At 59.5% G+C, this 14,521-nt stretch carries 9 protein-coding genes; 5 read left to right on the top strand and 4 right to left on the bottom strand.

Annotation, left to right across the window (positions count from 1 at the left end):
- Position 1 precedes the first annotated feature (1 nt).
- Together JN403_RS09910 and JN403_RS09905 are read right to left on the bottom strand one after the other, a co-directional pair.
- On the bottom strand, positions 2-361 hold the full coding sequence (locus JN403_RS09910; protein WP_205486856.1) for a PilZ domain-containing protein: 360 nt from the start codon (positions 359-361) through the stop codon (positions 2-4).
- 313 nt (positions 362-674) lie between these two features.
- Positions 675-1,049, bottom strand: coding sequence for a hypothetical protein (locus JN403_RS09905; RefSeq protein ID WP_074884629.1), 375 nt, complete (start codon positions 1,047-1,049; stop codon positions 675-677).
- A gap of 179 nt (positions 1,050-1,228) precedes the next feature.
- Between JN403_RS09905 and pyk the strand changes: the two genes are divergently transcribed.
- On the top strand, positions 1,229-2,680 hold the full coding sequence (gene pyk / locus JN403_RS09900; RefSeq protein ID WP_122535986.1) for a pyruvate kinase: 1,452 nt from the start codon (positions 1,229-1,231) through the stop codon (positions 2,678-2,680).
- A gap of 73 nt (positions 2,681-2,753) precedes the next feature.
- On the opposite strand, the gene JN403_RS09895 is transcribed toward pyk, so the two are convergent.
- Together JN403_RS09895 and JN403_RS09890 are read right to left on the bottom strand one after the other, a co-directional pair.
- On the bottom strand, positions 2,754-3,692 hold the full coding sequence (locus JN403_RS09895; RefSeq protein WP_205486855.1) for an iron-sulfur-binding ferredoxin reductase: 939 nt from the start codon (positions 3,690-3,692) through the stop codon (positions 2,754-2,756).
- Positions 3,685-4,791, bottom strand: coding sequence for a GGDEF domain-containing protein (locus JN403_RS09890; protein ID WP_122535984.1), 1,107 nt, complete (start codon positions 4,789-4,791; stop codon positions 3,685-3,687). Before JN403_RS09890 ends, JN403_RS09895 begins: the two co-directional genes overlap by 8 nt.
- A gap of 415 nt (positions 4,792-5,206) precedes the next feature.
- On the opposite strand from JN403_RS09890, the gene JN403_RS09885 reads away from it, so the two are divergent.
- The 4 genes from JN403_RS09885 (at position 5,207) to JN403_RS09875 (ending at position 14,505) form a co-directional block, all read left to right on the top strand.
- Positions 5,207-6,730 (top strand): fumarate hydratase, encoded by a 1,524-nt coding sequence (locus tag JN403_RS09885; RefSeq protein WP_081567934.1) that lies wholly within the window; start codon positions 5,207-5,209, stop codon positions 6,728-6,730.
- A 249-nt stretch (positions 6,731-6,979) separates the two neighbouring features.
- Positions 6,980-9,148 (top strand): SpvB/TcaC N-terminal domain-containing protein, encoded by a 2,169-nt coding sequence (locus JN403_RS25880; RefSeq protein ID WP_345945841.1) that lies wholly within the window; start codon positions 6,980-6,982, stop codon positions 9,146-9,148.
- Positions 9,102-11,390, top strand: coding sequence for a toxin TcdB middle/C-terminal domain-containing protein (locus tag JN403_RS25875; protein ID WP_345945840.1), 2,289 nt, complete (start codon positions 9,102-9,104; stop codon positions 11,388-11,390). Before JN403_RS25880 ends, JN403_RS25875 begins: the two co-directional genes overlap by 47 nt.
- A gap of 160 nt (positions 11,391-11,550) precedes the next feature.
- The gene (locus JN403_RS09875; protein ID WP_205486854.1) at positions 11,551-14,505 is read left to right on the top strand and encodes an RHS repeat-associated core domain-containing protein; all 2,955 of its coding nucleotides are present in this window, start codon (positions 11,551-11,553) and stop codon (positions 14,503-14,505) included.
- Positions 14,506-14,521 lie beyond the last annotated feature (16 nt).

Genomic DNA, 14,521 nt, shown 5'->3' with positions numbered 1-14,521 from the left:
TTCAGGCGGACGCTTCCAACGGATAGAAACTGAAGTAGTGCTGCAAAGCCTGAATGAGGACAAAGTATTCCGCCGGCGCCGCTTGAAGCCGGAAGCCGGAATCGAACACGCGCGGGGTTTCGTCTTCCTGACACCACAGGCAGCTGGCGTCGATATCAATGTTGTACAGGCCATTCTTCCCGTCGGGCACTTTCAGGCGCAGCTGAAAATCGGCCGCCACCAGAATGGGCAGATCGCTGATCAGCATCAGGCCTTGTTCAGACACGTTACCCAGGCAACCCAACGGTTTATCGGTGTACCGGTTGAACACTTGCAGGTAGTAAGGCAGTTGGTGACGTTCTATTCGTCTTTCATTAAGCATTCGGACACTCGCCCTGAGATGACCATTGAGCATGGCCGCGCTAGTGCTTTGGGATTCGGTTGCACGGAACTGCCAGACCCGTGTCGCCAGAATCCATCAGCGGAAAAACCGATGACGACATCTGACTCATCCGGCACTGGCAAAAGTCACTGATACGAGCGGCCGATTTGCGCTAACCACACCTATCGCCCCGCTTTCGGATCAGTGGCGCTGTCACCTTCGTCAAAACACTTAGGTCCCTACTCATTGCAGCCTAGCTCAGGTTTTCCCGATATCCACCCGGAAACGTGACCGTATATCCACTCGGGTGTAACTAGCGTGAAGCAGCACGCGGGGTGGCGGGCGGCGCCAGGTTGTCATGGCCCAGCTGATGCAGCGTGTCCAGACGAGCCTTGGCGCGGAACGCGTACTCGCTTTCCGGGAACTGAGTGATGATGTACTGGTAGGTCTGCACCGCATCCATGTAGAACTTCTGGCGTTCCAGGCACTGGCCACGCAACATCGACACTTCGGGCTGTACGTAACGACGCGAACGGCTTTCTCGGTCGACTTTCGACAGGTTGTACATCACCGCGTCGCAGTCGCCTTGGGCGTAGGCGCGGTTGGCGTTGTTCAAATGGCTGTTCATTGCCCAGCGGGTGCAGCCACCCAAGGCAAGCAGCGCCACTAATATCATCACGATTCGCATGAGAGTCTCCTGTGCTCAGCCCTTGTATCGGCGTATTCCGGGATTTCTTCAAGGCCGATTTGAGTGCCGCCGGCCTGCCGATTGCCCAGCGATCAGGGGGTCAGGTAGTGCAAAGGAACAATGACTACAGAGCAATACAGTAGTAGCCTCTCGCTGCGCTTCATTTAAGGAGTTTGTGCATGACCGTTCGCCGCACCAAAATCGTAGCCACACTGGGCCCTGCCAGTAATTCGCCAGAAGTCATCGAGAAGCTGATTCTTGCTGGTCTGGACGTTGCCCGTCTGAACTTCTCCCACGGCACGCCCGACGAGCACAAGGCTCGCGCGAAGCTGATCCGCGACATCGCCGCCAAGAACGGCCGGTTCGTTGCGTTACTGGGTGACCTTCAAGGCCCGAAAATCCGCATCGCCAAATTCGTCAACAAGAAGATCGAGCTGAAGGTAGGTGACAAGTTCATCTTCTCCACCAGCCATCCTCTGACCGACGGTAACCAGGACATCGTCGGTATCGATTACCCCGATCTGGTTAAGGACTGCGGCGTCGGCGACGAGCTGCTGCTGGACGACGGACGCGTGGTCATGCGCGTTGATACACAGACCGCCGATGCACTGCATTGCACCGTGACCATCGGCGGCCCGCTGTCGGATCACAAAGGCATCAACCGTCGCGGCGGCGGCCTCACAGCGCCGGCGCTGACTGAAAAAGACAAGCAGGACATCAAGCTCGCTGCCGAAATGGACCTGGATTACCTGGCCGTGTCGTTCCCGCGTGATGCCGCCGACATGGAATACGCGCGCAAGCTGCGTGACGAGTCCGGCGGCACGGCCTGGCTGGTGGCGAAGATCGAACGCGCCGAAGCCGTTGCTGACGACGAAACCCTCGATGCGCTGATCCGCGCCAGTGACGCGGTCATGGTTGCCCGTGGCGACCTGGGCGTGGAAATCGGCGACGCCGAGCTGGTGGGCGTCCAGAAGAAAATCATCCTGCACGCACGTCGCCACAACAAGGCGGTGATCGTTGCCACGCAGATGATGGAATCGATGATTTCCAGCCCGATGCCAACCCGCGCTGAAGTGTCTGACGTGGCGAACGCCGTGCTCGACTACACCGACGCCGTGATGCTGTCTGCCGAAAGCGCCGCCGGTTCGTACCCGGTCGAAGCCGTGGAAGCGATGGCGCGTATCTGCGTCGGTGCCGAGCGTCATCCGACTGGCAAGACCTCCAGCCACCGCGTCGGTCACTCGTTCACCCGTTGTGACGAGAGCATTGCGCTGGCGGCCATGTACACCGCCAACCACTTCCCTGGCGTGAAAGCGATCATCGCGTTGACCGAGAGCGGCTACACCCCGCTGATCATGTCGCGCATTCGCTCCTCGGTGCCGATCTACGCGTTCTCGCCGCACCGCGGCACTCAGGCGCGCGCGGCGATGTTCCGTGGCGTGTACACCATTCCGTTCGACCCGGCCGCACTGCCACCCGGCCAGGTCAGCCAGTCCGCTGTGGACGAACTGGTCAAGCGCGGCCTGGTCGAGCAAGGCGACTGGGTCATCCTGACCAAGGGCGACAGCTACCACACCATCGGCGGCACCAACGGCATGAAGATCCTGCACGTCGGCGACCCAATGGTTTAAGCGTCACTGCAACACGAAAAAGCCCCGCCTCGTGAGAGTGCGGGGCTTTTTCATGTCTTCAACGTACAGGCCGTCAGCCCTTCTCCACAAACACGTCCGCGAGCAACTGGCTGCGCGGCAGTCCTGCGATAAACAGCCGTTTCGAAAACGCCTCGACGCTGGCGGGCGACCCGCATACCAGCGCAACGGTCTGACGAGACGTTACGCGTAACGCACTCAGCTCGGTCGTAAAGTTTTCCTGCTTGATCAGCTCCATGTGCAGGTTCGAATGCTGGTTCGCCAGCTCACTCAACGCGTGACTCAGATAATGCTCTTGAGGCTCGCGCGCCAGATGCAGCAGGCGAATTTCGCCTTGATGCCCCTGCCGCAACGCCTCCCGCAGCACACCCCAGAGCGGGGCCAATCCGGTGCCCGCCGCCAGCAGCAGCAACGGCCGGTCCTGCCAGTCAGGGTCGTATTGCAGCGCGCCGCCCTGCAGTTCGCCGAGGCGAATCGGATCGCCCGGTTGCAGTGTACGGGCGACGTCGGCAAAGGCGCCCTGACGCTGGCAATCGATGTGAAATTCCAGAAAGGGATCGTCCCCCGGCACGCTCGCCAAGGAATATGGCCGCGCCACGCCGCTCGCTGTCCAGAGCACCAGATGCTGGCCGGCGCGGTAGCGCAACGGGCGTTCGGGGTTCAGTCGCAGACGCAACACCGACGGGCTTAGCCAGTCAGCACTGACGACGGTTGCCGGCAAGCCATCGCGCAGGGGATCGAAGATCTCAACAGTCAGATCGCTCGTTACCCGGCACTGGCACGACAGCCGCCAGCCTTGGGCGCGCTTGTCGGCATCCAGTGCATCGGGTGCGGCGTCCAGCGGATCGCCGCTGACGCAACGGACCATGCACGCGTGGCAACTGCCAGCGCGGCAGCTGTAGGGGACGGACAATCCGGCATCGTTGAGGGCATCCAGCAAATTGGCCGCAGGCGCCACCGACCAGTGCCGATCGCCCACACGCAATTCAGGCATCGGCGTAATCCCAGGCGCCGTGGCAACGGTTGCGGCCCTGGTGCTTGGCGCGATACAGCGACTGGTCGGCACGTTGCAGGGCACGGTCCATGTGATCGCCGCGCTCGATCACCGTCATGCCGATCGACAAACTCAGGTCCAGCTCCGGAAGTTCGGGCAGCGTGACATGGGTGAAGGCGAGCCGAATGCGCTCGCAACATTCGACCAGTTGTGCACGGGTACAGCGCGGGATCAGCAAGACGAATTCTTCACCGCCATAGCGCGCGAGGATGTCGTCGGAGCGTAAGCACTCGGCGGCGGTTTTGCCGAACATCTGCAGCACCCGGTCCCCCGTCGCGTGGCCATGAATATCGTTGACCCGCTTGAAGTGATCAAGATCAATGAGCGCCAGGCCGGCGGTGTAATTGCCGTCCATGAGCTCGAGCTCACGGGTGGCAATGCGCAGGAAGTGCCGGCGATTACAGAGGTTGGTCAGTTCGTCGGTGGACGCCAGTTCTTCAAGCTGCAGCATCATGCCGCGCAGGGTTTCCTGATGCGCCTGTAAGGTAATCCGCCGCTGGTGCATGCGGTTGCGCGAGTTCTGCACGAAGCGTGCGAACAGGCACAGCCAGGAGAAGACGATGAACAGCGCGCAGGTTTGAATCGCCGCCAGCCCCGGATCCGCAAGCCGTCCGCGACTCGCGTCCCACAGGTTGACGCCGGCAAACCCCAACAGGGCAAACAGGGCGCAGCGGGCGAAAATACTGGGGCGCAGGTGAAACAATCCGAACATCAGCACCAGCACGTAAATGACCAGAAAGGTGCCGCGGGAGGCTTCCATATGGCTGATGAGAAACGTCTGCCAGGCCAGACCCAGCAGCACCTGGAATTCGGTGAGGCTGGGGTCTTTGAAACGTCGGTTGTAACCGCCGAAAAATACCAGGCTCAGCGCGGCCTGGCAGAAGAGCACGAGTACGCTCGTGCACCAGATCCCGAAGAAAGTGGCGTTGTAGTAGCCGGTAAAATACGCCATCCATACGAGCATCAGCCCCAGCACGTAGGTGCCGGTAGCGAGCGCGAAACGTTTCAACAGCAAACGCTGGATGGTTTGGGCAGTCACTCGTTGACTCATCATGGGTATTAAGGGTCCGTCCCGTACCGGCAAGATGACCTGTGATACTTTTCAGGCAACAGATCAAAACATGCCTGCGCCGTGCGCGATAATGCAGGCAGCTTGCCACTGTAGTGCGTGCGCCAAAAAATGACTATTCAAATTCCTGTGTTTCCAGACGGCCGTAGCAATCTGTTTCATGGATGATTCAGTGCGCATGCCGTGGGGCGCTTTCGACCATGGCTTAGTCGTTGGCAGATGTACCTTAATCGACCTCGGGTTATACTGCCGCGCCTTTTTTACCCTGACCCGCCGAGGTGTTGCCCGGCTGTCTGACGCCTGATCAAGATGCTTTCGTCCGGCCTAGGCGGTATCGTCGCCACCCGCAATTCGAATGTTCCCGCCAATCAGAGGAGCGCGCCCCATGACCGTGATCAAGCAAGATGACCTGATCCAGAGTGTCGCCGACGCCTTGCAGTTCATTTCTTATTACCACCCCGTTGACTTCATTCAAGCCATGCACGAGGCCTACCTGCGTGAAGAGTCGCCCGCCGCACGCGACTCCATGGCCCAGATTCTGATCAATTCGCGCATGTGTGCCACCGGTCATCGGCCGATCTGCCAGGACACCGGCATCGTCACCGTGTTCGTCCGCGTCGGCATGGACGTGCGCTGGGATGGCGCCACCATGGGCCTGGACGACATGATCAACGAAGGCGTGCGTCGCGCCTACAACCTGCCGGAAAACGTCTTGCGCGCCTCGATCCTCGCCGATCCGGCCGGCGCCCGCAAGAACACCAAAGACAACACACCGGCGGTCATCCACTACTCCATCGTCCCGGGCAACACCGTGGAAGTGGACGTGGCGGCCAAGGGCGGCGGTTCGGAAAACAAGTCGAAGATGGCGATGCTCAACCCATCCGACTCGATCGTCGACTGGGTGCTGAAAACCGTGCCGACCATGGGCGCGGGCTGGTGCCCACCGGGCATGCTCGGCATCGGCATCGGCGGTACCGCCGAGAAAGCTGCGGTGATGGCCAAGGAAGTCCTGATGGAATCCATCGACATCCACGAGCTCAAGGCGCGCGGCCCGTCGAACCGTCTGGAAGAAATGCGGCTGGAGCTGTTCGAGAAGGTCAACCAGCTGGGCATCGGCGCCCAGGGCCTCGGCGGTCTGACCACCGTGCTCGACGTCAAGATCATGGATTACCCGACCCACGCAGCGTCCTTGCCGGTGTGCATGATCCCCAATTGCGCCGCCACCCGTCACGCCCACTTCGTGCTCGACGGCTCCGGCCCGGCTTCCCTGGAAGCACCGCCATTGGACGCTTACCCGGAGATCGTCTGGGAAGCCGGTCCGTCGGCGCGCCGCGTCAACCTCGACACGCTGACGCCTGAAGACGTGCAGAGCTGGAAGCCGGGCGAAACCGTCCTGCTCAACGGCAAGATGCTCACCGGTCGCGACGCGGCGCACAAGCGCATGGTCGAGATGCTGAACAAGGGCGAAACCCTGCCCGTGGACCTCAAGGGTCGCTTCATCTATTACGTCGGACCGGTCGATCCGGTCGGTGACGAAGTGGTGGGCCCGGCCGGTCCGACCACCGCAACGCGTATGGACAAGTTCACCCGCCAGATCCTCGAGCAGACCGGCCTGTTGGGCATGATCGGTAAATCCGAGCGCGGCCCGACCGCCATCGAAGCGATCAAGGACAACAAAGCGGTTTACCTGATGGCCGTCGGCGGCGCTGCTTACCTTGTCGCCCAGGCGATCAAGAAGTCGCAAGTGCTGGCGTTCCCGGAACTGGGCATGGAAGCGATCTACGAGTTCGAGGTCAAGGACATGCCGGTGACGGTTGCGGTCGACAGCAAAGGCGAATCGGTGCACATCACAGGTCCCGCCATCTGGCAGAAGAAGATCAGTGAAAGCCTGGCGGTGGAAGTGCAGTAACAGCTGCGTTGCATGAATAAACCCGGCATTGGCCGGGTTTATTTTTGCTCGTCCACCAGCGTCAGTGCGAGCCTCTTATCAGCAATGGCGTTAATGACTATCGCAATTCGGTCTAACCCGACGAACGATGCGAGGCAATTGATTTGCCTGACAAATCCAGTGAATGAGGCCTCTACTGATATTTATGACAGGTGACAGGACGATGTCGCAGTGAAACGCTGAGTCACTGTTCTCAGGGAGATCACTGTCATGGAGACCCAGGCGCAACAACCCGGCATTTCAGCACCATCCTTGCCCAAGGGCGGCGGCGCGATTCAGAGCATCGGCAAGGGCTGGGGCGCGGTGGGCGTCAGTGGTTCGGCGTCATTTGGTATCTCATTGCCCATTACAGCGGGCCGGGGTTATGCGCCTGCGTTAGCTTTGGGTTACCAGAGCACCGCGGGCAATGGTCTGTTTGGCATGGGCTGGGGACTTAACGTTGGCTGCGTGGCCCGGCGCGCCAGCAAAGGCGTGCCGACTTACACCGATGACGATGTAATCCTTGGCCCGAGCGGCGAAGTCTGGCTGCCTGAGCGTTCCGACGATGGCTCGCTGGTGTTCGAGACCGTCAGCAAGTATCTCGAACTGGAGCTGGACGAGACGTATCAGGTCATCCGTTATTTCGCCCGGGTCGAAGGCGCGTTTGATCGCATTGAACACTGGCGCATTGATCTTGGCGACCCAGGTTTCTGGCTGATTCATGGCGCCGATGGCAGCCTGGCTTTTTACGGCAAGAACCCCGGATCGCGCCGTACCGACCCGGCTAATCCCGACCACGTTGCCGAGTGGTTGCTGGAAGAAACGATGAATGCGCTGGGCGAGCACATCCTTTACGAGTACAAGGCCGAAGACGAAGTGGGCCTGGCTGATGATTCGCCGCGGGACTACATTGCCCAGTGCTACCTATGGCGTGTGCGCTATGGCAATAAAGCGCAATCGCCGGATCTGTATCTGTGGAAGCCGGAGCAGCTGGAGAGCCTCAACTGGCATTTCGACCTGCTGTTTGATTACGGCGAGCGCAATACAGACGCGGCAGGGATTCCAGCCTATGCCGACGAGCACGCCTGGCCGGTGCGTTCCGATCCGCACTCAAGCTTTGCGTACGGTTTCGAGCTGGGCAACCTGCGTCTGTGCCAGCAGGTATTGATGTTTCACCACTTCCCCGACGAGGGGCTGGGCGAGGAACCACGGCTGATCACCCGCCTGCTGCTGAAATATCAGACGCTGGGCTTGGGCTACAACATGCTGCGAGAAGCTCATTTGCAAGGGGTGGCAGCTGATCCTCTTGATGCGAACAAGGATTACCTGCAGCCGCGCCCTCCGGTCGTATTCGAGTGGGGCGAGTTCGACGTCAGCATCGGCGGCTTCCATCCGTTCGATGACCTACCGGGCTTGAATGACGGTCAGCACTATCAGCTCGTGGACTTGTATGGCGACGGCCTCCCCGGCGTGCTGTATCAACAGGACAAGGCCTGGTACTACCGTGAGCCGTTGCGGGACGAAACATCGGAAGACCCGGACGCCATCCAATACGGCCCCTGGCAATGGCTGCAGGACATCCCCGCAGCCGACGCTACAAAACCTGTCCGCCAATCCCTTGTCGATCTCACCGGCGACGGTCGGCTGGATTGGTTGGTGGCACAGCCGGGCATGGCGGGATTTTTCACCCTGAACCCTGATCGCAGTTGGTCCAGGTTCGCGACGTTCGGCGCCTTTCCTCCCGAATTTTTTCACCCGCAAGGGCAATTGGCTGACCTGATCGGCGGAGGTCTGAGTGATCTGGCATTGATCGGCCCACGCAGCGTGCGTCTCTATGCCAACAAACGGGCTGGCGGTTTCGGCCCCGGAATCGATGTCCCGCACGATGACGACAGTCTTCCGCTGCTGAGCAACAGCCCTGATGAGCTGGTGGCCTTCTGCGACATTCTGGGCACCGGGCAACAGCATCTGATTCGTATCCGGCACGACGGCGTCTGGTTCTGGCCCAATCTGGGCGCCGGGCGTTTCGGCAGCGTCAAACTGTTCGCCGCCCTGCCCTTCAGCCATGCAGCGTTTGATGCGGGGAGAATCAGACTGGCCGACATGGACGGCTCCGGGGCCGCCGACCTTTTGTATCTGGAGCCCGATCATTTCAGCATTTTCATGAACCGCGGGGGCAATGGGCTGAATGAAGCCCACGTGCAAAACTGGCCGGACGGCGTGCGCTACGACCGGTTCTGTCAGGTCAGCATGACGGATCTTCGGGGCTTGGGCTGCTCTAGCTTGGTACTGACCACACCGCACATGAAGCCGCGCCACTGGTGCTTCGACTATTCAGGAACGCACGGCGCCATTGAAGCCTTATCTCAAACCCTATTTGCTGCAGCGCAGCATCAATAACATGGGCGCGCTCAGCGAAGTGTTTTACCGCAGTTCCGCGCAGGAGTGGCTGGACGAAAAACACGAGCTGCTCGCATGCGCCGAAGCGCCAGTACCCGAGCTGCCGTTTCCAGTGCATGTGGTGGTCAGGCAGACCCAGTTCGACGAGATCACGCAAAACCTTTTGACCCAGAAATTCCGGTACCGCCAAGGCTTTTACGAGGGTAGCGAGCGAGAATTCCGCGGTTTCGGCTTGTTGATCCGAACCGACACCGACGCGCCCGCCGCTCCGGACAAAAATGAGGGTTTCACCGCGCCTGTCATGACCAAGACCTGGTTTCATACCGGCCGCTACCCGCAACGTGAACCTGACGACTACAACACAAGCGATCCCGACGCGCAGATGCTCGGTGCTCACTTGCTGACCGAGTTCGATGGATCAGTCGACAGAATCATCGACAAGATCGATGACGCCACCGGCCGGGAGATGGCCCGCGCGCTGGCTGGCAGCGTGTTGCGCGTTGAGGTATTCGGCATCGACGGCGCCGCCACGCAATCAGTGCCGTATTCGGTGCAAAGCTCGCGCTACCTGGTCAGGCAACTGGCACCGCTCAGCCCGTTCCAGCCGTATGCGCGCATGCTGCCGCTGGCGCTTGAGTCAATCAGTTATCGATACGAACGCCAAGCGGACGATCCGCAGTGCGATCGATCAGTGAGCCTGGCCTGGGACACGTTCGGCACACTGATACACGTCGCCTCGGTCAACTGCGCCCGGCGCAAGACATTCGGCGACGACGCTCCCTTCGACGACGAGTACCAGCAGACCTGGTGGCAGGCCTCCCATGATGATGCCCAACAGACCTTTTATTTTCAGGAGCAGCGTGTTGAGCCGATTCATCTTGAGGCACCACAAGGTTGGCGATTGGGCCTGCCTTACCGGCAGCGGAGCAACGCCATGCTCGCCCCCGCTACTGCGTTCTCGGTGGAGGACATCAGTTACGAGGCCTTCATCGATCCCTCAGGCAAATTCAACGGGCTGCCGCGCACGCTGACTGCACTCTCCTTGCAGCGCTACGTAGACTGCACAGGAAAAGAGGCCACGTTCGTGGCGCTTCCCGATGCCGTCGAACTGGCCGAGCTGGATGATCACGCACTGAGCGCTTACGAACGCGTAATGGCGCCCGAGGAACTGATCGAGCGCCTGGTCGCGCTCAAATATGAACGGATGCCGAGTTTTCTACCCGATGACGGGCTGAACCTGTGGTCGGTCAGACGCGGCTTCAATACTTACGCCCCAGCGGCGGCTTTTTACCATGTCACAGCGTTCAAGCCGACGAACAGTCATGGCTGGAGCACTGTGGAGTACGACGCCTATTGGATGCTCGTTACGAGCATGACGGACCCGACAGGTTGTAAAACCACAGCCATCTATGAGTATCGGACCTTGCAGCCTGTCCGCCTCGTCGACCCGAACCAAAACACTCAGGAGGCGGCCTACGACGCCTTTGGTCAACTGCGTGCCACCAGCTTTTATGGCACCGAGCTGGGCGTCAAGGTGGGGTTTGACCCCATCGGAACACTGCCTTATCCGGTAACACCTGGCGAAGCTATCGCTTCGGCGCCTCTAACCCTGGGCCGGCGCGCCACTTATCACTGCTACGACGCTTTCAGCTGGATGGACCGGTCTTCACAGCATCAACCTGTGCACACCGCCACGCTGGTAGCTGACCGATATCCGGATGACCCGGAACGGCAGATTCGTCTATCACTGGTGTCCTACGACGGCTTCGGTCGCGTTCTGCAAACCCGCCAACGGGTGGAGGACGGTGACGCCTATAAGGTCGATCCCGACACTGGAAATCTGGAAGTCGCGAAAAGCAAACCCACAGTTGATCCCGTTACCGGAAACGAGAAAGAGAGGAAAGTCGGGCCGGTTGTTGTACCCGCCTCACCTCGCTGGCGGGTCAGCGAACGGGTGGAATACAACACCAAGGGCCTGCCGATCCGGATTTATAGACCCTACTTCGCCAACACGCACCGCTACGTAAACGACCAGTCCATCCGAGACTACGGTTACTGCGACAAGCAACATTACGACCCGCTTGGGCGCCCGACCGTGACCTACACAGCGGCTGATTTCATGCGACGCCAGACTTATCTGACCTGGTACAGCATCAGCGAGGACGAGAACGATACAGAAGAGGAGATGCTCGCCATCCGTGCAGCCCGAAACGTCAGCAACATCGGATTTTCAGATCTGTAGTAGCAGGCCTGAGTCGAATGCTCAGGCCTGGTTGACCGCCAGCCGGCCCGGCGGCCGCAGACATGGATGATGCGCCACGAACCAGGCTCAAGGGGGTACAGCGATTCGATGCTGACTCAATTAGCGCCTGCAACTCACCCGTAGAAAGGAGGTCGCCTCCATGAACCTGCACAGTAAAACCCCACAATTACAGGTCGTCGACCCGCGTGCCTTGTTGGTGCGGCATATCGCCTATTGCCGAGCAGTCGAAGGGGAGGTCGCCGAGCCACGCATCACGCGACATCGCTGGGATGAAGCGGGTCGGCACGTTGCCGATCAGGATCCGCGCTTCGCGGGCACGGGATCGCCGCTCAACACCACTACCATTCACTCGCTGTCCGGAGTAGCACTTCTGCAGCAGAGCGTCGACGCGGGCTGGAAGCTGACACTGAGCGGAGCTGCCGGCCAGTTACTGGACAGTTGGGACGCCAGAGGAAGCAGTGTTCACGTCGATTACGACCCGATGTTTCGTCCCGCGTCATTCACTGAAAAACCGGCGGATGGCGAGCCTGCAATTGTCGAACGCTTCACCTATGGCGACAGTTCGACGGAATCGGCGCACCACAATCAATGCGGTCAACTGATACGTCATGACGATCCGGCAGGCACAGTGCTGGGGTGTGAGTTCGGGTTGGCGGGCGGCTTACTGCTGACAAATCGGCGACTGCTGCTCAGCCTGCAATTACCGGACTGGCCAGAAAGCGTCATTGAACGCGATCTGCTGCTCGAAGCCGGCGAAGGGTATTTCAGCTCGGCCGTTGTCGATGCGCTGGCGGAGGCCGTCCAACAGACAGACCCGGCGGGCAATCGGCGCACATCATCCTATGGCGTCAGCGGTCAGCTTCAGGAATCCCGGATAGAACTGGCAGGCACATCGGCGCCTCAGCGCCTGGTCAGCGCAATCGCTTACAGCGCCAGCGGCCAGGTCTTGGCGCAAACTTTCGGTAACGGGGTCATCCGCGAAATCACCTACGAGCCGGCAAGTGGACGTACAGCTCGAATGACCGCTAAAAAAGCCAATGGCACGCTGCTGTCGGACTTGAACTATCAATACGATCCAGCGGGCAATGTCGTTCACGCTGAGGACGCCAGCCAGCCGACCCGTTTTGCTAACAACCAGAAGATTGAGCCCGTCAGTCACTACCGTTACAACACTCTTTATCAACTGATAGAAGCCAGTGGGCGTGAGGTCTCGACCGGCGCCAGTCACGGCCCCGCATTGCCCGACGCGATCATCCCGATTCCGGACCCTAATAACCTGGCCAATTACTCCCAGACTTACCGCTACGACGCAGGGGGCAACCTGCTGGAAATGCATCATGCGGGTGGGCAAGCCTTCACGCGCAAAATGGACGTGGCACCCGACAGCAACCGCAGCCTCCCCCACGATGAAACCGACGCGGACTTTGCATCCGGATTCGACTCAAATGGCAATCTGCAGGAATTGGTTCGCGGCCAGCCCCTGGAATGGGACGTGCGCAACCAGCTGCGGTTGGTCACGACCGTGCGCCGGGAGGCCGGAGCAAACGATGACGAACACTATATTTATGACAGCGGGGGCCAGCGCTTGCGCAAGATCACCAAGGCGCAAGCAAGTGGCCGAACGCTGGTGTCGGAGGTCCGCTACCTCGATGGGCTGGAAATCCGCAACCAGCCGGGTGGTGAGATTTTGGAAGTGGCAACGGTTCAGGCAGGAGGCAGCAGCGTACGGATTTTGCACTGGACGGCCAACAAGCCCGATGGGATCGATGACAATCAGGTGCGTTATGAGTTGAGTGATCATCTGGGCTCCAGCACGCTGGAGCTGGACGATCAGGGTGGCGTCATTACCCGGGAAGGTTATTACCCGTTCGGCGGCACCGCCTGGTGGACCGCGCGTAGCGCCATTGAAGCCAAATACCGAACCGTTCGCTACAGCGGCAAAGAGCGCGATGCCACAGGGCTCTATTACTACGGCATGCGTTATTACGCACCGTGGTTACAGCGTTGGATAAACCCAGATCCGCAAGGCAGTGCCGATGGGCTGAATCTTTACTGCTTCGTCAGCAACTCGCCCGTGAGTAAGTTCGATACCAACGGGCTGGTGGGTATGGACGTAACTCAGGCCGCAGTCGTGATCCAGCGTCAATACAGGAGACTTAAATCGCCCATTCTTGAATCGCCCATTAACGTTAAAACGCTGACTAAAGGAGTTATCGGCGTATCGATTACAGGTGACAACGCTGTATTCGCAAAAGTCGGCATTGAGCTTGATCGCGAAGCGGCAGCGCCACGCGAACTCACCTACCTGTCTCTGAGCAGCAGTCTTAAGGGAAAGGTATCAGGAGGCGATGCGGCAATACCGCTGAGTAGAGCCACAGGTGATGCAATCAAAACCGCCAGCGGCTCGATGCCGACGGCCTACGTAAACGGTGGATATTTCAATATGGGAGCCAGGCAACCCATATCAGGACCTTTACCATTTCCATCCCCCCAACCTCCAAACCTGGAATACGCCTCAGTTGGAGGGAACGTCATCGACGGCCTTCAAAAACCTTATATCGACCCGCCTGAAGACTACAGGTCAGCTTATTCAAAACTGCAGATGGGAGACGGTTCATTCATTCATGTGGCCCCCAAACTGACAACAAGAGGCGTCATGCAGTTTTCTCGCAGAGATAGCCTTGATGAAAAACACATCTATGGCGAAGAAACGGGCCACGTGGGCGCCTTAGGTCATGCCAGCGACCCCAATGCGCGCTCAGCGATCAGCCTCGCAGAAAACAACACAGCCAGAACTCGTCTGGCTATCGCGCTTAACCAGGGCCGAGGCACCTTTCCTGAAAAAACCGATGAGCCTGGTTTCACGATGCTTGAATGGGCGACCGTCATGGCTCGACTGGACAACCTGAACCCTAAAAATGAAGAAGGCCTACCCGCCGCCTCATCCTGGAATCTCGACGGTGGCGATTCGTCAACGCTTGGGGTGCTGGACCCTGACGGCAAACACCTGTTGCAGGTCCACACGCTGAAATACGGCAGAAGCGGCGTCAAATCAGCCAGACCGATAGGAAACTTCCTGACATTCCATCGGTAAAAGAAAGCGCGCCTGG

This window comes from Pseudomonas sp. 15A4, assembly GCF_016925575.1.
Classification (GTDB): domain Bacteria; phylum Pseudomonadota; class Gammaproteobacteria; order Pseudomonadales; family Pseudomonadaceae; genus Aquipseudomonas.
This window is presented reverse-complemented; position numbering and strand designations above follow the sequence as displayed.